This window comes from Nonomuraea sp. C10 (genome assembly GCF_008017515.1).
GTDB classification, from domain to species: Bacteria; Actinomycetota; Actinomycetes; order Streptosporangiales; family Streptosporangiaceae; genus Nonomuraea; species Nonomuraea ferruginea.
The window spans coordinates 4,576,007-4,594,537 of record NZ_VPFF01000001.1; the positions used below are offsets into that span (position 1 = coordinate 4,576,007).

The 18,531-nt window shown below is 73.3% G+C and carries 17 protein-coding genes; 8 read left to right on the forward strand and 9 right to left on the reverse strand.

The window, feature by feature from the left end:
• Nucleotides 1-76: 76 nt before the first annotated feature.
• Genes FR742_RS21045 through FR742_RS21055 form a run of 3 tightly spaced genes read left to right on the forward strand, consistent with a single transcriptional unit; the run spans nt 77 to nt 4,254 of the window.
• A complete protein-coding gene (locus FR742_RS21045; protein ID WP_148034707.1) occupies nt 77-1,126 on the forward strand; it encodes a peptidase C39 family protein in 1,050 nt (349 codons plus the stop codon).
• A 3-nt stretch (nt 1,127-1,129) separates the two neighbouring features.
• The gene (locus FR742_RS21050; protein ID WP_187281239.1) at nt 1,130-2,995 is read left to right on the forward strand and encodes a prolyl oligopeptidase family serine peptidase; all 1,866 of its coding nucleotides are present in this window, start codon (nt 1,130-1,132) and stop codon (nt 2,993-2,995) included.
• Nucleotides 2,992-4,254: a M20/M25/M40 family metallo-hydrolase gene (locus FR742_RS21055; protein ID WP_148032528.1), complete on the forward strand. Its 1,263-nt coding sequence runs from the start codon at nt 2,992-2,994 to the stop codon at nt 4,252-4,254. The genes FR742_RS21050 and FR742_RS21055 overlap by 4 nt, the downstream gene beginning before the upstream one ends.
• A gap of 5 nt (nt 4,255-4,259) precedes the next feature.
• Here the strand turns inward: FR742_RS21055 and FR742_RS21060 are convergent, their stop codons facing one another.
• From FR742_RS21060 to FR742_RS21085, 6 genes are all read right to left on the reverse strand, one after another.
• The gene (locus tag FR742_RS21060) at nt 4,260-5,222 is read right to left on the reverse strand and encodes an ABC transporter permease (protein WP_148032529.1); all 963 of its coding nucleotides are present in this window, start codon (nt 5,220-5,222) and stop codon (nt 4,260-4,262) included.
• Nucleotides 5,219-6,079 (reverse strand): ABC transporter ATP-binding protein, encoded by an 861-nt coding sequence (locus tag FR742_RS21065; protein WP_261808647.1) that lies wholly within the window; start codon nt 6,077-6,079, stop codon nt 5,219-5,221. The genes FR742_RS21060 and FR742_RS21065 overlap by 4 nt, the downstream gene beginning before the upstream one ends.
• Complete coding sequence (locus tag FR742_RS21070) at nt 6,076-6,468, reverse strand: GntR family transcriptional regulator (RefSeq protein ID WP_148032530.1); 393 nt, start codon at nt 6,466-6,468, stop codon at nt 6,076-6,078. The genes FR742_RS21065 and FR742_RS21070 overlap by 4 nt, the downstream gene beginning before the upstream one ends.
• Nucleotides 6,469-6,522: 54 nt before the next feature.
• Entirely contained in the window at nt 6,523-7,263 is a 741-nt protein-coding gene (locus FR742_RS21075) for a DUF427 domain-containing protein (RefSeq protein ID WP_148032531.1), read from the reverse strand.
• A 28-nt stretch (nt 7,264-7,291) separates the two neighbouring features.
• Nucleotides 7,292-7,879, reverse strand: coding sequence for a hypothetical protein (locus FR742_RS21080; RefSeq protein WP_148032532.1), 588 nt, complete (start codon nt 7,877-7,879; stop codon nt 7,292-7,294).
• 88 nt (nt 7,880-7,967) lie between these two features.
• Entirely contained in the window at nt 7,968-8,435 is a 468-nt protein-coding gene (locus FR742_RS21085) for an adenylyltransferase/cytidyltransferase family protein (protein WP_148032533.1), read from the reverse strand.
• Between the two features lie 157 nt (nt 8,436-8,592).
• Between FR742_RS21085 and FR742_RS21090 the strand changes: the two genes are divergently transcribed.
• A complete protein-coding gene (locus FR742_RS21090; protein ID WP_261808648.1) occupies nt 8,593-9,033 on the forward strand; it encodes an ATP-binding protein in 441 nt (146 codons plus the stop codon).
• Nucleotides 9,034-9,058: 25 nt separating this feature from the next.
• Here FR742_RS21090 and FR742_RS21095 read toward each other — a convergent pair whose 3' ends face one another.
• Nucleotides 9,059-10,030 carry a LuxR C-terminal-related transcriptional regulator gene (locus tag FR742_RS21095; protein WP_148032534.1) on the reverse strand — a complete coding sequence of 324 codons (972 nt, stop codon included), beginning with the start codon at nt 10,028-10,030 and terminating at the stop codon, nt 9,059-9,061.
• A gap of 50 nt (nt 10,031-10,080) precedes the next feature.
• On the opposite strand from FR742_RS21095, the gene thrS reads away from it, so the two are divergent.
• From thrS to FR742_RS21110, 3 genes are all read left to right on the forward strand, one after another.
• Nucleotides 10,081-11,400 carry a threonine--tRNA ligase gene (gene thrS, locus FR742_RS21100; RefSeq protein WP_148032535.1) on the forward strand — a complete coding sequence of 440 codons (1,320 nt, stop codon included), beginning with the start codon at nt 10,081-10,083 and terminating at the stop codon, nt 11,398-11,400.
• Between the two features lie 81 nt (nt 11,401-11,481).
• A complete protein-coding gene (locus FR742_RS21105) occupies nt 11,482-14,028 on the forward strand; it encodes a TRAP transporter fused permease subunit (RefSeq protein ID WP_222709013.1) in 2,547 nt (848 codons plus the stop codon).
• Entirely contained in the window at nt 14,025-14,966 is a 942-nt protein-coding gene (locus FR742_RS21110) for a TAXI family TRAP transporter solute-binding subunit (protein ID WP_148032536.1), read from the forward strand. The genes FR742_RS21105 and FR742_RS21110 overlap by 4 nt, the downstream gene beginning before the upstream one ends.
• Nucleotides 14,967-15,414: 448 nt before the next feature.
• Here the strand turns inward: FR742_RS21110 and FR742_RS21120 are convergent, their stop codons facing one another.
• Nucleotides 15,415-16,383 (reverse strand): magnesium transporter CorA family protein, encoded by a 969-nt coding sequence (locus FR742_RS21120; protein ID WP_219544483.1) that lies wholly within the window; start codon nt 16,381-16,383, stop codon nt 15,415-15,417.
• Nucleotides 16,384-17,097: a DUF72 domain-containing protein gene (locus FR742_RS21125; protein ID WP_148032538.1), complete on the reverse strand. Its 714-nt coding sequence runs from the start codon at nt 17,095-17,097 to the stop codon at nt 16,384-16,386.
• A gap of 74 nt (nt 17,098-17,171) precedes the next feature.
• On the opposite strand from FR742_RS21125, the gene FR742_RS21130 reads away from it, so the two are divergent.
• Nucleotides 17,172-18,524, forward strand: coding sequence for a YibE/F family protein (locus tag FR742_RS21130; protein ID WP_148032539.1), 1,353 nt, complete (start codon nt 17,172-17,174; stop codon nt 18,522-18,524).
• The last annotated feature ends 7 nt before the right edge of the window (nt 18,525-18,531 follow it).

Below are 18,531 nucleotides of genomic sequence, written 5' to 3' on the forward strand. Positions count from 1 at the left end.
GGACGATAGTGATCACGACCGACAATCAGGCCAGTACGTAAAACATCCGATGCGTGACCTGCGGCGCGACCCCACAATGGGGCTGGTGCTCACTGTCGACCGGCCCCGCGTCGCCCTCACCCGCTTCGCCGTGCCCCCCGTGCTCCCGGACACCGGGGACGGCTGGACCGGTGACGACCAGCGGATCGGCTTCCCTGCGACGCAGCTGGTGCCGTCGTGGACCGCGCGCACCCCGCCGGGCTCCTGGATCGAGGTCGAGCTGCAGGCGGTCACCGCCGAGGGCCGCCGCACCAAGTGGTACGTGATGGGCCGCTGGTCCGAGCACGGCGAGCCGCGCACGTCGGTGGCCGGCCAGGGCGACGACGACGGCGACGTGGCGGTCGACACGTTCGTGGCCCGGCGGCCCGTCACCGCCTACCGGGTCCGGGTGCGGGCGTGCGGGGCGGGCGCGCGGGTCGACGGGCTCGCGGTGATGGCGTCGGCGCTGCCGCCGCACCCGTCCGGCTCGCCGCCGTCCGGCCGCGAGCCGGTGGAGCTGGACGTGCCGGCGCTCTGGCAGCACGCGCACGCGGGCCACCACCCGGAGTACGACGGCGGCGGCGCCAACTGGTGCGGCCCCGCCGCGACGTCCATGGTGCTGGCCTACTGGGGCCGCGGGCCGGACGACCTGGGATGGGTCGGCGGCGGCTGCCCCCACCCGGCCGTCGACCACGCCGCGCGCGGCACCTACGACCGCAGCTACCTGGGCACCGGCAACTGGCCGTTCAACGTGGCGTACGCGGGCTCGTACGGCCTGCGCGGGTTCGTGACCCGGCTGAGGTCGGCGGCCGAGCTGGAGCGGTTCGCCCGCGCCGGGATCCCGGTGGTGGTGTCGCTGTCCTTCAAGGAGCGCGAGCTGCCCGGGTCCGGCTACTCCACGAGCGGCAACCTCATGGTGGTGACCGGCTTCACGGCCGGCGGCGACGTGCGGGTCAACGACCCGGCCGTGCCCGACGGCCGGGTGCGGCGGGTGTATCCGCGGGCGGCGTTCGAGCGCGTGTGGCTCAGGAGTTCCGGCAGCGGCGGCATCACGTACGTCCTGCACCCACCCGAGATGTCCCTGCCCGAGTCCGATGGCAATTGGTGAGACATGAGTATTGAAGCGATTGATGTGGCCCGCACCGACGGCGGCCCCCAGTGGGTCGAGGCCGTCGCCACGCCCGCGGGCGTGGAGGTGTGGTGGGACGAGCCGCGCCCGCACGAGGGCGGCCGGCGGTGCGTGGTGCGCGGGCTGCCCGGCGGCGGGCGCGCGGACGCGCTGCCCGGCGGCTGGAACGCGCGCAACCGGCTGGTCGAGTACGGGGGCCGCTCGTGGCGGCCGTTGCCCGGCGGCGGCCTGGTGTTCACGAACTGGGCCGACCAGCGGGTCTACCGCGTCGACGGCGGCGACCCGGTGCCGCTGACGCCGGAGGGCCCGGCCCGCTACGGGGACCTCTACCTGCCGCCGGGCCGGGCCGAGGTGTGGGCGGTGCGGGAGACCAACGACGTGCGAGACCTGGTGGCGATCCCTCTTTCCGGCCCTCTTTCCGGCGGCGAGGTGCGGGTGGTCGCGAAGGCGCAGCACTTCCTGATGAACCCGCGTCTCTCCCCCGGCGGCGGCCACGTCGCCTGGATCGGCTGGGACCACCCGGACATGCCGTGGGACGGCACCGAGCTGTGCGTCGCCCCGCTCGGCGACGACGGCGTCGCGGGCCCGTACACGGTGGTGGCGGGCGGCCGGGAGGAGTCGGTCGTGCAGGCCGAGTGGCGCGACGACGACACGCTGTACGCGGTCACCGACCCGACCGGCTGGTGGAACGTGCACGAGATCGGCCGCGACGGCGTCCGCGGGCGCAACCTCACGCCGATGGAGCTGGAGTTCGGCAACGCGCCGTGGAAGCCGGGCATGACCTGGCTGGCGCTCGCCGGCGACCGCCTGGTGCTGGTGTACGGCACGGCCGACCGGCGGCGGCTGGGCGTGCTCGACCCGGCCACCGGCGAGCTGCGGGAGATCGGCGGCGAGGCCACCCACTGGGCCTCGACCGTCTCGGCGGCGGGCGGGAAGGCCGCGGCGGTGCCCGCGACCCCGTTCTCGCCTCTGGAGGTGGTGCTGGCCGACCTCGACGGCGGCGGGCTGGAGACCGTGTCGGCCCCCCGGCCGCTGCCGGACCGCGCGCTGCTGCCCGAGCCGGAATCGATGACGATCGAGGGGGTGCACGCGCACGTGTACCCGCCGCTCGGCGTCCAGGGCCCGGCCCCTTACGTGATCTTCGTGCACGGCGGGCCGACCGGCAGCAGCCCCGTCATGCTCGACCTGGAGATCGCCTACTTCACCAGCCGCGGGCTGGGCGTGGCCGAGGTCAACTACGGCGGCTCCGCCGGATACGGGCGGGCCTACCGGGAGCGGCTGCGCCACCAGTGGGGCGTGGTCGACGTGCAGGACTGCGCGAAGGTGGCGCGCGGGCTGGTGGAGCTGGGCCGCGCCGACGCGGCCAGGATCGCGATCAGGGGCGGCAGCGCCGGCGGCTGGACGACGGTGGCGGCGCTGGTGCACAGCGACGTGTTCGCGGGCGGCGTCGCGCAGTACGCGATCACCGACCCGGAGAGCTGGGCGGCCGAGACGCACGACTTCGAGTCGCGCTACCTGGACGGGCTGATCGGGCCGCTGCCGGAGACGCGGCAGCGCTACACCGACCGTTCGCCGCTGCTGCACGCGCACCGGGCGTCCGGCCCGTGCCTGATGCTGCACGGGCTGGAGGACGCGATCGTGGACGTGAGCCAGGCCGAGCGGTTCGTCGCCGAGCTGGACCGGCACGGCAAGCGGTGGGCGCTGCTCACCTTCCCCGGCGAGCAGCACGGCTGGCGCAGGGAGGAGACCATCGTCGCGGCGCTGGAGGCCGAGCTGGCCTTCTACGGTCAGCTGTTCGGGTTCGAGACGCCCGAGGTCGCGCCGCTGAAGCTGGAGGGCGGGAAGTGAAGAGCGTCGCCGAGATCTGCTCGGACCTGATCAGGTTCGACACCACCAACCCGGGCTCCGGCGAGCGCCCGGCGGCCGAGTACGTCGCCACGCTGCTGGCCGACGCCGGGCTGGAGCCGGAGGTGTTCGAGTCCGCGCCCCGGCGCACGACCGTGGTGGCCAGGATGGCCGGCGACTCCTCCGACGCGCTCCTGATCCACGGCCACCTGGACGTGGTGCCCGCCGACCCGGCCGAGTGGCGGATGCACCCGTTCTCCGGCGAGATCGTCGACGGCTGCGTGTACGGCAGGGGCGCGGTCGACATGAAGGGCTCGTGCGCGATGACCCTGTCCACCGTGCTCGGCATGCGGGCGCGCGGGCAGCGGCCGAAGCGCGACCTGGTGCTGGCGTTCCTGGCGGACGAGGAGGCGACCGGCGACTACGGCTCCCGCCACGCGGTGACCGAGCACCGTGAGCTGTTCGACGGGGTGACGGAGGCGATCAGCGAGTCGGGCGGGTTCAGCGTCACGTCCGGCGGCCACCGGGTCTACCCGGTGGCGGTGGGCGAGCGCGGCACCGCCTGGATGAAGCTGACCGCGCACGGCGTGGCCGGTCACGGCTCCAAGCCTCCGGTCGACAACCCGGTGGCCACGCTGGCGCACGCGCTGTCGCGCCTGGCCGCACACCAGTGGCCGGTAAGGCTCACGCCGCCGGTCGCGGCGCTGATCCGCGAGCTGTCGGCGATCACCGGACAGCCGGTGGACCTGGACCGGCTGGACGCCGAGGCGGCCCGGCTCGGCCCGCTGGGCGAGCTGTTCAAGGCCCAGATCCGCAACTCGGCCAACCCGACGATGCTGGCCGCCGGCTACAAGGTGAACGTGGTGCCCTCCTCGGCCGAGGCGCACGTCGACGGCCGCTACCTGCCGGGGCTGCGGGAGGAGTTCCTGGAGACGCTCGACGAGCTGCTCGGCCCGAAGATCACCCGCGAGTTCGTCAACCTGGAGGACGCCCCGGCGGCGCCGTACCCGTCGTCGTTCTTCGACGAGCTGGCCGGCTCGCTGGTGGCCGAGGACCCGCTGGCCAGGCCCGTGCCGTACGTGATGAGCGGCGGCACGGACGCCAAGTCGTTCGCCGGGCTCGGGATCCAGGGGTACGGGTTCGCGCCGCTCATGCTGCGGCCGGATCTCGACTACTTCGGCATGTTCCACGGCAAGGACGAGCGGGTGCCGGTGGCGGGGCTGGAGTTCGGCACGAGGGTGCTGGCCAGACTGCTCACCTGACGGTCTCACCCCCGGCGGCGCAGCACGCGGCGCGCGGTGAGGGCGCACAGCAGGGCGGAGGCGGCCACCAGGATGCCCGCCTCCGTCCACTGGAAGCGCCAGAACCGCTCCGGCGGGTGGTAGGTGACGGCGTAGGCGTAGCCCTCGGCGAACAGGCAGTCCTGCCACGCCTCGGCTTTCGCGCTGCTCCGCCCGGTGTCGAGGCCCCGTTCGCAGGCGGCGGGGTCGTCCACCGCCCGCCCCGACGGGTCCACCCAGGTGGCGCCGACCAGCCGGGCGTCGGGGTCGTCGAGCACGACCGTGCCCGACAGCACGGCCCGGTCCGGCGGGGCGTAGTGGTCGCTGAGCGCGAACAGCGTGAACATGGTGGCCGCGACCCCGGCCACGACCAGCGCCATCGCCGGGAGCGTGCGCCTGAACAGCGTCCCGGCGAACCCTCCGGCCGCGAACGCGTACAGCCACCACGCGGCCGGCGCCACCCCCGTCATGTTGAACACCCCGATGTTGCCGAACCCGGAGTCGATCCCCTCTCTGAACACCGGACGCCACAGGCTGACCATGAGCGACAGCAGCAGCCCGCCGGCCACCACCGCGCCGCCCAGCACGCCGAGCTTGACCGCCAGCCACCGCCGCACCGGCACGGACTGGGTCCAGGCCAGCCGGTGGGTGCCGCGCTCGTACTCCCTGCCGAGCAGCGGCGCCCCCCAGAACGCGCCGATCAGCGCGGGCAGCACCAGCGGCATCCAGCCGAACAGCGTGTAGACGGCGTCGTACCGCTCCCCCAGGCCCACCGCCACCTCGACCGACCCGCAGTGGGCGAAACCGGCGGGGCAGCCGTCAGGGAAGTAGCCGGACACATAGCTCCGGGCCTCGGTCGCGGAGCCGAGCAGCAGCAGCCCGAGCACGACCAGGAAGCCGGCGGTGGTCAGGAGCTGCGCCCGGTGCTGGCGCCAGGTGACCCAGATCATCGCGCCACCCCCGCAGGACCCGGCAGCGCCGCCACCTGAGGGCTGCGCAGGTAGCCCATGACCAGCTCGTCCAGGTTCGGACGGCGGGTGCTCCAGCGCGGGTCGAGCGCGCGGTCGCCGCGGACCAGCAGGGTGGCGTGCCTGCCGGTGCCGGTCACGGAGACGGCCTCCAGCCCTTCGGCCGCCTCCGCCGGGCCGGACAGCAGCAGATGGCCGGCCAGCAGGTCGTCGATGTCGCCGCTGACCTGGAGCCGGCCGCCGTTGAGCACGACCAGCCAGTCGCAGGTGTCCTCCAGGTCGGCGATCACGTGCGAGGACAGCAGCACGGTGAGGCCGCGCCCGGCCACCTCGCCCATGAGGGTGCGCATCACGTCGTGCCGGGCCAGCGGGTCGAGGTTGGCCAGCGGCTCGTCCAGGACCAGGAGGTCGGGCGTCCTGGCCAGGGCGAGGGTGATCGCGACCTGCGCCTGCTGCCCGCCGGACAGCCTGCCCGCCCTGCGGCCGAGGGGGACGCCCAGCGCGTCCAGCCGGGCCCGCGCGCCCTCGCCGTCCCAGCGGGTGTTCGTCCGCCGCCCGAACTCCAGCAGCTCGCCGACGGTGAACGACTCGTACAGCGGCTTGTCCTGGGCCACGAACGCGGCGGTCCCCCGTACCGAGACGTGTCCCCGGTCGGGCGCGAGCAGGCCGACGGCGGCGAGCATGAGCGTGGTCTTCCCGGCCCCGTTGGGGCCGACCAGCGCGGCGACCCGCCCGGCGGGCACGGACAGCGAGCAGTCGCGCAGCGCCCACGCGCGCCGGCGCCGCACGCTCAGCCCTGTGGTTTCCAGCACGGGCACCTCCAGGATCGGCGCGCTCACGCCACGCCCTCCCGGGAGGCGTCGGAGAGGACGGCGGCGAACAGCGCCCGCAGGTCCTCCTCGTCGAGCCCGGCGTCCCTGGCCTCACGCACCCACGCGGCCAGCCCCCGCCGCAGCCGCGTGTGCTCGGCCAGCCCGGCCCCGCCGAAGCCGCGCTCCACGAACGTGCCGAGCCCCGGCCGGCCCGTCACGAGCCCCTCACGCTCCAGCTCCCGGTAGGCCTTGAGCACGGTGTTGGGGTTGATCGCCAGCTTCTCGACGACCTCCCGCGCGGTGGGCAACTGGTCACCGGGGCGCAGCGTGCCGAGCCGCAGCGCGTGCTTGACCTGGTGGACGAGCTGGAGGTACGTGGCGACGCCCGACCCGCGGTCGAGCTGGAACTCGATCATAACACCCTTTCACTAATGAAGTAGTGAAAGGGTGATGGACTCGGCCCCGGCCTGTCAACCGAAGACGGTCTTGGGACGTTCCTGGAGCTCGCCGTCGACGTAGACGTCGACCTTCTCGTCGTAGAAGGCGATCAGGCCGGCGACGCGCTCGCTCTCGGGCAGCGGGGTCGGGTACGACCACGCCAGGTCCTTCTCGCCGTTGACCGACCAGTATTCGGCGGTGCCCTTGTAGGGGCAGTGCGTCACGGTGCCGGTGTGTTCCAAGAGGTCCAGCCGGACGTCCGTCTTCGGCAGGTAGTAGCGGGGCGGCAGGCCCGTCTCGAACAGGATGCGGGCGTGCCGCGAGTCGGCCACCGTCACGCCCGCGACCTCGACCCGGACGTGGCGGGAGCTGGGGAGGATGTCGACGCGGGTGTAGGGGCTGCGGGCGTGCACGTACACCTGTTCGTCCTCCTCGAACCAGGCGTCCATGGCGTCCCAGGTGAAGCGGACATGACCCCTGATCGCCTCCAGCGGCGAGTCCGGGTACGTGACGGCGGCGTCGGCCGCCTCCTTCCCGCCCGCCGTCACCGTGTGGACGACCCCGTCGCCCCGGCTCGGCGAGCGCTCGACCGCTCCCGTCGGCTTGAGCTCGGCCTGGACGTCGTCCAGCGGGACGTAGTAGGCCGGGTAGTAGGGCACCTCCCACACCAGCAGGGCACGGGTGGTGTCGGCGACCGGGCGTCCACCGAGAAAGATCCTGACACGCTTGGCCGAGGGCTCGACGCGGACCCGGCCACGGCTCACGGCATCCATACCCACGCAAACCCCGGCTCCCGCGGGGCTATTCCACCCCGAACGCCGCCAGCGTCGCCCACGTGACGAGCGCGCCCACGGCCGTGCCCGCGGCCACCTGGGCGGGGGTGTGGTGCGCCAGCCGGACCCTGGCCCAGCAGACCAGCGCCACCACCGCCGCCCCGGCCAGCAGGACCGGCACGGCGGGCAGCACGTACGCGAGCACCACGACCGTGCCCGCGCACACGGCGGCGTGGAAGGAGATCTTCCAGCGGAACGTGACCGGGATGGTCACGGCCAGCGCGGCGAGCATCGCGGTCACGGCGGCCAGCAGCAGCCGCGGCGCGCCCAGCCAGGCCAGCAGCACCAGCGCGCCCAGCACGCCCGCGACGGCGGCCAGCAGCGGCCCCGGGCGGCTCGCCCGATCCACGATGTGGTGGGAGTCGAGGCGGCCCGACCGCACCCCGGCGGCGATCACCGCAGCGGGCACTCCCCCGCACAGCACCGACGCCACCAGCCCCCACGCGGCCCCCGTCCAGCCCTGGGCGACCAGGCCGATGGCCGGCGGCATGGAGATCACCAGGACCTGCGGGGCGAGCAGGTCGGTGACCCCGCGCGCGAGCCGATCGGACATCATGTCAGGAGGGTACGCGATCATGCTCCGCACCCAGGTGACCCCGGGCCAGGTGTCTTCCCATCCCGGCCGTCGTACGGGAGAGGCCGGGCTACCCCTTGCCCGCGGCGTTGACGATGCGGGTGGTGGAGCGGTCGGGGATGGCCTCCATCTCCCAGCACTCGGCCCCCAGCAGCGCCGCGGCGGCGCGCCGGCCCCCGGCGTGCGGGTCGCCGGCGGTGTGGGCGAGCGCGCCCGGCCGCATCGGCGCCAGCAGATCGATGTAGTGCTCAGGCGCGTGCGCCTCCGGCGGCCCGGTGACGATGAACACGCCGGTCACCGCGCGCAGCGCGGCGAGCACCTCGGCCCGCTCCACCGCCGGGTTGAACGGCCGCGAGGGGCCCTTCCACGCCCGTACGCGAGGATCGTCCTCTACGCCGACGACCAGGGGCAGCCCCCGGGCGGCCACCTCTCCGAGATAGCGCACGTGGCCAACGTGCAGGATGTCGAAAACTCCGGTCACGACCGCCGCCCCCGGGTGGTCGTACCGCTGCACCCAGACGGCCTCCAGGCTGCTCACCCAGGCACCCCTCCTAGTCGACTCGTCGATCGCAGCGTACAAGGTCCGGCGCGGCACCCCGACAGCCGATCGCCGGAAAGGCGATTCCTACCTTTTCGCGATAATCCGCGGGGGTGGGTTCGCGCGTCGAACAACGTCGCCGAAACGGGGGGTCAGCGTGACACGACCGGACGTCCATCAGCCCGAGCACGACCTCGAGATGCGCTTCCCCGGGGACCCGGCGGCGGTCGCCAGGGCGAGGGGCCTGGTCACCGGCACCCTCGGCCGCGACCACCCGCTGCACGACGACTGCGCGCTGCTGATCAGCGAACTGGCCACGAACGCGGTGCTGCACACCCGCTCGGGCGGGGGCGGCTCGTTCACCGTGCGGCTGCGCGCGACGGGAGCGACGGTGCTGGTGTGCGTCGAGGACGCGGGCTCTGACGGCCCGCCGTGCGTGTGCGGCGCCGACCCGCGGGCGACGAGCGGGCGCGGGCTGCCGATGCTGGAGGCGCTCAGCAACCGCTGGGGCTACACCCGAGGTGACGGGACGACGACGGTCTGGTTCGAGCTGCTGCTGGTGACGGTGCCGGCCGGCTGGGCGGCCGAGCCGGTCTAACAGAGCCGGTTCTAGACGAGCCGGTCTAGACGTCGAGCCGGCACAGGCCCTCGGCCAGCGCCTTCGTGGTCAGCCGGGTGCGGCTGTCGCAGGCCAGTTTGGCGAAGATGTGCTCGAGGTGGGTGGTGACGGTTCGGACGCTGAGCACGAGCGCGGCGGCGATCTGCGGGTTGGAGTCGCCGGCCGCGACCCGGGTGAGCACGTCCACCTCGCGCCCCGTCAGGTCGTACGGCAGGGAGCAGGGCCGCTCGGCCACCACCGCGCCCTGCAGCGAGCCCTGGTAGCCGACGCCGGCGCGCAGCAGCCGGGTCTCGTGCCACTGCCCGCTCCGGTCGAGCCAGAGGCCGTGACGGCCGAGCTCGCGCGAGTCGATGAACGCGCGCGCGTAGGCGGGCATCGCCGGATCGTCGCGCAGCGCCTCGGAGACCGGCCGCCCGGGGACCTCGCGCAGGATGCCGGCCCGGTCGAAGGCGACCGCGTGGAACCCCGGCGGCAGCCCCACCGGGTCGATCACGCACCGGGTGAGGTCGGTGACGTGCGCCAGCATCGGGCTCACGGCCGTCACCAGCGGCCCGGTCAGCTCGGGGAACGCGTCGCGGGCGGCCAGGTGGAGCAGGCCCGTGTAGCGGCCCTCGGCCAGGAACAGCGGCGCCGTCAGCCCCGCCCGCCACCCGTAGGGCGCCAGATGGCGGCGGAAGTAGAGCTCGGTGCCCGGCTCCGGCATGACCACCGGCCGGCGGGTGGCCATCGCCGTGCGGTAGGCCTCCAGCCCGGTGTATTCCTCGGCGGCGTCGCCGTCGACGCGCCGGTGCCCGTCGGACACGACGCTCTGGTGGCGGCCGGTGGCGGGGTCGAAGGCGACGAACTCGTAGGCGTCGACCGGCACCACCTCGCGCAGCGCGGTCATCGCGCCGTGGGCCCCGGCTCCCGCGGCCACCTGGTAGCCGACCTCGGCGAACGCCTGCAACTGGCGGACGTTCAGGGTGATCTCGGCCACGGTTCTTTATACCACTGCCGAATTTTCCGGGGGCGGACGCGACAGTCAGGCTGCTATCGTCGGGCCCATGCAGCGCGCTCTCGTCACGACGACGCCGGACCCCGTCCCGGCGCGCTGATTCCTGCTCCCGGGCGAATGCCCGGGAGAGTCGGTCGTTCGCCCTTTCCACGCGAAGGACGATCATGAACGACCACCGCAGACTCGGCCGCGAGCTCGGCCTCTTCGACACCGACCCGCTGATCGGCCCCGGGCTCCCCTTCTGGCTGCCGGCGGGCGCCGCCGTCCGCAAGGCCGTCGAGGACTATGTGTACGAGCTGGAGCGCCGCAACGGCTACCAGCACGTCAACTCGCCCGTGCTGGGCAAGCGCGAGCTGTACGAGCGATCCGGGCACTGGGCGCACTACGCCGAGGACATGTTCCCGCCGATGCGGGTGGGCGGGGAGGAGTTCGTGCTGCGGCCCAGCCTCTGCCCGCACCACGCGCTCGTCTACCGCTCCCGCCCGCGCACCCACCGCGACCTGCCGCTGCGGATCGCCGAGCTGGGCGGCATGTACCGCTCGGAGCTGTCCGGCGTGCTCGGCGGGCTGACCAGGGTACGGGCCATCCAGCTCAACGACGGGCACGTGTTCTGCCGGCCGGAGCAGGCGGCCGGCGAGGTGTCGGCCGCGCTCGACCTGATCGAGGCCGCGCACGCCCAGCTCGGCATCGAGGCCGCCCGCTACCGGCTGTCGCTGCGCGGCGAGGGCGCCAAGTTCGTCGACGACCCGCAGATGTGGGACCGCTCGGAGTCGATCCTGCGCGAGGTGCTCGACCAGCGCGGGCGGGCCTACGACGAGGAGCGCGGCGAGGGCGCCTTCTACGGCCCCAAGATCGACATCCAGATCGCGGACCCGGCGGGGCGCGAGTCGACCCTGTCGACCGTGCAGGTCGACTCCTTCCAGCCGGAGCGCTTCGACCTGGAGTACGCGGGCGGCGACCGGCCGGTGATGGTGCACCGCAGCGTGGTGGGCGGGCTGGAGCGGCTGGTGGCCCACCTGATCGAGGTGCACGGCGGCGCGTTCCCCGCCTGGATGGCGCCGGTGCAGGCGGTCGTGCTGCCGCTGTCCGACGCCGAGCTGCCCGCCGCGGGCGACGTGGTACGGCGCTGCGTGGCGGCGGGGATGCGGGCCGAGCTCGTCGAGCCGGGCCGGGGCACCCTCGGCGCCCGGATCAGGGCCAACCGGCTGGTTCCCTTCCAGCTCGTCGTGGGACCGCGCGAGGCCGCCGGCGGCGGGGCGGCGGTGCGGCTGCGCGACGGCTGCCAGGCAGGGGTGGTGCCGGTCGCCGAATTGGCGGCGATGTGCGCGCCGCGCTTCCAACCCGGGCAATAGATCAAATAAACGTCACGACTCTTCCCACAGTCGGTAAAGGGCTCGTACATTGCCCCCAACGCCGTGTCAGAGGGAGTTGTTTTGACCGAGTCGAGCGACCGACAGGCCGGGCCCGTACAGGCCCGCGAACAGGAACGCCCGGCCCGCCAGCTCGCAGGCCCCTTACGGCTCGGCGTGTGGGTCGTCGGCGGGCTGCTCTCGGCCTACTCGATCGCGGTCGTGTTCTGGCCGGTCGAGGCGTTGCAGCACCGGATGACGTTCCTGGCGGCGGCGCTGCCGCTGGTGTTCCTCTGCTACCGGTCGGGCGCGGCGCAGTCCCTGAGCCGCCTCCGTCACCTCCCCGGCGATCTGCGGCGCCTCGGCCGGCGGCTGGACGGGCCGTTCGCGCGCCGCCTGCGCGCCCGCTTCTCCCGGTCCGGGCCGCCCGCCGGGGCGGCGACGCACCCGGACGCCAGGGCGCTCACGTTGGGCGAGGCCCCGACGCTGCCGGAGGTCCGCGCTACGGGGGTCCTCCCGGACGCGCCGACGCTGCGCGACGTCCCGGCCGCCGACCCGCCGAAGGGCGCGAGCCCGTCGGCGGACACGGTGGTCATCGGAGCCTCGCCGGACACCCCCACCCACCCGGACACCACCACCCACCCGGACACCACCACCCACCCGGACACCAGCCCTCCGGACACCACCACCCACCCGGACACCGACCCCCCGGACACCACCGCCCACCCGGACACCAGCCCTCCGGACACCACCACCCGTCCGGACACCGACCTCCCGGACAGCCCCTCCCGCCCGGGCGCCGGTCTTCTGGATACCGCCCGGCCGAACACCCCTGACGACACGCTGGTCCTCGACCGGACGACCGGGGCGGCGGAGGAGCCCGGTCCGGCGCCGCTCGGGGACACGCTTCCGGTGGAGGTCGGGGCGGAGGGTCCGGTGCGCAGGAAAGGCGAGTGGCCGACCGTCGGTGACTGGCTGCTGGCGCTGGCCTCGCTGGCGGTGCTCGTGTACCCGCTGGCGGACATCGAGTCGTTCCGCGATCGAGGGTCGGGCGCGGCGCTGTCCGAGCTGGACGTGATCGCCGGGATAGGGCTGACCCTGCTCCTGCTGGAGGCGGTGCGCCGCACGGTCGGCGCGGTTCTCTCCATCATTTGCGCCATTTTTCTGGCCTATGCCTATTACGGCGCGATGCTGCCCGTCGATTGGACGATCGGCCACCGAGGTCTCGACCTCGACCAGATCGTGTCACAGCTCTATACGGGCACGGAAGGCTTTTTCGGCGTCCCCCTCCAGGTGGCGGCGAGTTACATCATCCTTTTCACCGTCTACGGCGCGGTCCTCGACTACTCCGGCGCCAGCAGGTTCTTCATCGACCTGAGCTTCTCCGCCTTCCGCAGGTCACGCGCCGCCCCCGGCCGCACCGTCACCACCGCCGGATTCCTGCTCGGCACGGTGTCCGGCTCGGGCGTGGCGACCACCGTGAGCCTGGGCAGCGTGGCCTGGCCGGTGCTGCGGCGGGCCGGCTACCCGAGAGAGCCCGCCGGCGGCATCCTCGCGGCCGCCGGCATCGGCGCCATCCTGTCGCCGCCGACGCTCGGCGCGGCGGCGTTCATCATCGCGGAGGTCATGCGGGTCAGCTACCTCCAGGTGCTGATCTACGCGACGATCCCGACGATCCTCTACTACCTGGGCATCCTGCTGGCGATCGAGATCGACTCCCGCCGGTTCGGCACGCACGCCGTGCGGGTGGACACGCCCGGCGTCGGCAGGCTGCTGCTGCGCTTCGGCTACCACTTCAGCTCGCTGATCCTGATCGTGGTCCTGATGGCGATGGACCGGTCGGCGTTCCAGTCGGTGGTGATCGCCACCGCGGTCGCGTTCGCCCTGTCGTTCCTGGACCCCGCCCACCGGATGGGCCCGAGGCGGATCGGCCGGGCGCTGGCCAAGGGCACGCTGGAGGTGCTCCCGGTGACCGCGGTGTGCGCGGCGGCGGGCATCATCGTCGGCGTCATCACCCAGACCGGGCTCGGCCTGAACCTGAGCTCGATCATCGTGGACTTCGCCGCGGGCAACCTGATCCTGACCACGGTGATGGCGGCCGTGGCGGTCATGCTGCTCGGCCTGGCGGTGCCGGTGACGGCCAGCTTCATCATCGCGGCGGTGATCATCGCCCCCGCGCTGACGGCTCTCGGCGTGGGGCAGGCCGAGGCGTACATGTTCATCTTCTACTACGCGGTGCTGTCCGAGGTGAGCCCGCCGACCGCGCTGTCGGCGGTCGCGGCCTCCGCCATCACCGGCGGCAACACGTACCGGACCATGATGATGACCTGGCGCTACACGCTGCCGGCCTTCCTCGTGCCGTTCGCGTTCGTGCTCACCCCGCACGGCCAGGCGCTGCTCGGCCAGGGGCCGTTCGGCACCGTGCTGGCCATGACGGCGGTGTCGGCCGTCGCGGTGGCGGCCCTGGCGATGGCCACCGGCGGCCTGGCCGGCGCGCCCGAGCGGCTGCTGGCCGCGGTGGCCGCCGTGCTGCTGCTGTTCCTCGAACCCGTCCCGATCGTCGCGGGCCTGGCCGTGCTGGCCGTCGCGGCAGCCGTCCACCTCATCAGAAGAAGGAGCGTCCCAGCGTGAAGCGGATATTTGCGGTGCTCGCCGTGGCCGGCCTGATCGCGGGCTGCGGAGGCGCCGGCGGAGGCTCGGGCAACCGGCTGTCGATCGCCACCGGCGGCACCACCGGCGTCTACTACGTCTACGGCGGCGGCCTGGCCAAGCAGCTGTCGGCCAACATCGCCGACACCCAGGCCACCGCCTCGGTCACCTCCGCCTCCGTCGAGAACATCAAGCTGCTGGCCACCGGCAAGGCCGACATCGGCTTCTCCCAGGCCGACACGGCCGCCGACGCGGTCAACGGCACCGGCTCGTTCACCGAGAAGCAGCCGGTCAAGGCGCTGGCCCGGATCTACGACAACTACGCGCACGTGGTGGTCGCCCCGGGCGTGCAGGCCGGGAAGGTGGCCGACCTGAAGGGCAAGACGGTCTCGCTCGGCCCGCCGAACTCCGGCACGCAGGTCGTGGCCAGGCGGATGCTGGAGGCGGCCGGGCTCGACCCCGACACCGACATCAGCAAGCAGCAGCTGTCGATCAACGAGTCGGTGCAGGCCGTCAAGGACGGCACCGTCGACGCGTTCTTCTGGGTCGGCGGCCTGCCCACGGCCGGCGTGGTGGACCTGGCCACCAGCAAGCCCGACATCAAGATCATCGACACCGCCGACGTGCTGGCGGAGATGCAGCGCGAGTACGGCGAGCAGTACGTCGGGCTCGACATCGGCCTGGACGTCTACAAGCTCGAAGGCTCCGTGGAGACGGTCGGCATCGCCAACGTGCTGCTGGTGCCCGACACCATGGACGAGCAGCTGGCCTACGACATCACCCGGACGCTGTTCGAGAAGAAGCAGGAGCTGGTCGCGGTCCACCCGGAGGCCGACAAGCTCGACCCGGCGCTGGCCCAGCAGGTGCGGCCGGTCGCCCTGCACCCCGGCGCGGCCCGCTACTTCAAGGAGAAGGGCTGATCCGGCTGGCCCTCTCGCTCGCCGCGGTGCTGGCGCTCGGCTCCGGCGGCGGGCCGGGGCGCCCGGCCGTCAACGGGCTGGTGCTGCCGCCCTCCGGGGCGTTCGCTCTCGCGTACGTCCATTCGGTCTACCGTGCGCCCTCGGCGGAGCTGTTCACCGCCGAGGGCCGCGGCTTCACGATGCGCGCCGTGGTGTCCACCGGCGGCGGCGTGCTCGACTACTACGCGCTCGAAGGGACCCGGTCGCGTACGCCCGAGGGGGCGTGGCTGCTGCGGCTGGCGGCGCCGGCCGCGTACGGCGAGCTGTCGCTGATCGCCACCCCGATCGGGCGCAGGACGCTCGTCGCCGGCGGGCGCTGCCTGCCGCTGCACCCGGCCGGCGGCGCGCGCGAGGTGACGGTGCGGGTCGGCCTGACGCTGGAGGACCGGGGCGTGCCCTGCCCGCCGCCCTACAACCAGTCGTTCTTCTTGAACACCACGTACAGCGCCACCGACACGACGGACACCAGCGCCAGCGACATCCAGAAGCCCACCGCCTGGCCGGAACCGGGGAACGGCACGTTCTGGCCGTAGAAGCCGGTGATGGCGGTGGGCACCGCGATGATGGCCGCCCAGCCGGTGAGCCGTTTCATGATCTGGTTGAGCCGGAAGCCCTGCTGGGCCAGGCGCGTCTCGCGCATGTTGGCCAGCAGGTCGCGCAGCGACTCCAGCAGCTCGGCGGTGCGCTGCACGTGGTCGTAGACGTCCTGGTAGTAGGGCATCATCTGGGAGCCGCGCAGGACGCCCTGGTCGCGGTGGAGCAGGGTGCCGAAGAGCTCCCGCATCGGCATCACGACCTTGCGGAAATGCGCGGAGGTCTTGCGCAGCTCGTACATCTTCCGCTGCACCTCCCTGGCGTCGGCGGGCCGCTCCTCGAACAGCTCCTCCTCCAGGTCCTCGGCCCTTCCGTCCAGGTCGAGCACCAGCTCCAGCTGGCCGTCGACCACCCAGTCGAGCAGGCCGTGCAGCAGGAACAGCACCCCGTTCCCGGCCAGCGCGGGCGCGGCGTCCCAGCGCCGGACCACCTCGTCCAGGTCGACCGCCGGATCCAGCCTGACCGTGACGAGGGCGGTCTCGGTGACGAAGACGTCGATCTCGGCCGGGGCGAACCGGTCGCCGTCGAAGCGCATCGCGTACACGGTGATGAACAGGTGGTTGGCGTAGACGTCGGCCTTGGGGCGCTGGTGGTCGGCGAGCACGTCCTCGACGGCCAGCTCGTGCAGGCCCAGCTCGTCGCCGAGCGCGGTCAGCTCCTCAGGCGTCGGCCGGCACAGGTCGATCCAGATCGCGTTGCGGTGGTCGGACACGTGGTCGGAGACCTCGGCCAGGGGGAAGTTCTCCTTCTCCAGCCGGCCGTCCCGATACAGGCGGGTACGCACCTAAAGCAGTCTGGCAAAGCGCGTGGCGTTCCGCACCGCCGCGCCGCCAGGGTCGTTGTTGAAGTACACGTACGCGTCCCGCCAGCCCGCCTCGCGGACCCGCCCGGCCCAGGTCTTCAGCGCCGCGTCCCCGTACGAGAACCCGTCGGCGGCGCGGCCCTGGTGCAGCCGCACGTACCCCCACGGCGCGGTCCGCCAGAACGGGTTCTGCGGCTGGTTGAGCCGGTCGGCCCAGCACAGGGCGGCCTGGCGGGCCTCCAGGATCGCCCGGGTCTCGCCGGTCCACCACGACTCGTGCCGGAACTCCACGGCCAGCCTGACGTGCCCGGGGAAGCAGCTCAGGCAGCGTTCCAGCCGGCCGGGGTCGGCCCGCAGCGTGGGCGGGAGCTGCAGCAGGATCGGGCCGAGCGTGCCGCCGAGCCCCGACGCGGCCGCCATCAGCCTGGCGACGGGCTCCTCCGGCTCGTCCAGCCGCTTGATGTGGGTGAGGTAGCGGCTGGCCTTGACCGCCATGACGAAGCCGTCGGGGGTGCGCTCGCGCCAGCCGGCGAACGTCTCCGGCTTCGGCAGCCGGTAGAACGCGTTGTTGTTCTCGACCGTGGGGAAGGTCTCCGCGTACGTCTCCAGCCAGCGCCGCTGCGGCACCCCCTCGGGATAGAGGACGCCGCGCCAGTCCGCGTACTGCCACCCCGAGGTGCCCACGAGCGTCGCCATTCCGATGGCCTACCCACCCCGTCCACGTGCAGTACTGTCGCACTCGCCGACCGGACGAGGAGGTCTGATCAGGGATGGGCGCCAACCACGCGCACGACCATGCGCACGGCACCCCGGTGCCCGCTTCACGGCGGGCCGTCGTGGCCACGCTGGCCGTTCTTTTGCCGCTGGCGGCCGTCACGCTGGCGGCGCTGGTGCTGCTGTGGCCGGACGGGCGTCCGGAGGCGGCCCAGGAGCAGACCGGGTTCCAGCGGGTGGCCGGCACGATCACCGCGGTGGCGCTGGAGCCGTGCGGTGAGACGCAGCCCGGCGCGCCCGAGCCGCACCCGGCGACCTGCGGCAAGGCGACCGTCACCGTCGGCGAGGGGCGCGACGAGGGCCGCCAGGTCACCCTGTCGCTGCCCAGCGGGCCGGGCTCCCAGCGCTTCACCGCGGGCGACGACGTGGTGCTGCTGCACAACCCGCAGGCCGAGGAGGGCATGCCGGCCTACCAGCTGTCCGACCACGACCGGTCGGCGCCGCTGCTGCTGCTCGGGGCGGCGTTCGCGCTGGCGGTGATCGCGTTCGGGCGGTGGCGGGGGCTGACGGCGCTGCTGGGGCTGGCGATCACGTTCGTGCTGCTGCTGACGTTCGTGATCCCCGGCATCCTGGGTGGCGAGCCGCCGATGCTGGTCGCGATCGTGGGCGCCTCGGCGATCATGCTGTCGGTGCTGTTCCTGACGCACGGCTTCACGCTGGCGACCTCGATGGCGGTGCTCGGCACGCTGGCCAGCCTCGCCGTGACCGGCGTGCTCTCGTACGCGGTGATCGGGGTCGCCAAGCTGAGCGGCATCACCGACGACAGCTCGTTCACCCTCGACATGAGCATGTCCATCGACACGCAGGGGCTGCTGCTGGCGAGCATCATGATCGGCGCGCTGGGGGTCCTGGACGACGTGACGGTCACCCAGTCGGTGACCGTGTCCGAGCTGGCCGCGGCCAACCCGTCCTACGGGTTCCGCCGCCTCTACCGGGCGGGCAGCCGGATCGGCCGGGCGCACATCGCGTCGGTCATCAACACGATCATCCTGGCGTACGCGGGGGCGTCGCTGCCTCTGCTGCTGCTGTTCAGCATCGGCGAGCAGCCGCTGGGCGAGGTGCTGACGACGCCGGTCATCGCCCAGGAGGTGGCCCGCAGCGTGGTGGGCACGCTGGGGCTCATCTCCGCCGTGCCGATCACCACCGCGCTGGCCGCCCTCGTCACCTCCCGCCACGCGAACCCGTCCGGCGCCGCCTCCGGCGAACCCGAGCCCGCGCCCCGGCCCTCCGGAGAGTCCTTCTTCGCCGACGACACCCCGCGGGCTCCCCATCCCGGGCCGGACGGCACGTACGGCGACCGGCCGCTCCCCCGCCGCGCCCGCCACCGCCGCGCCGGCTCCCCGCCGTAGGGGGCGG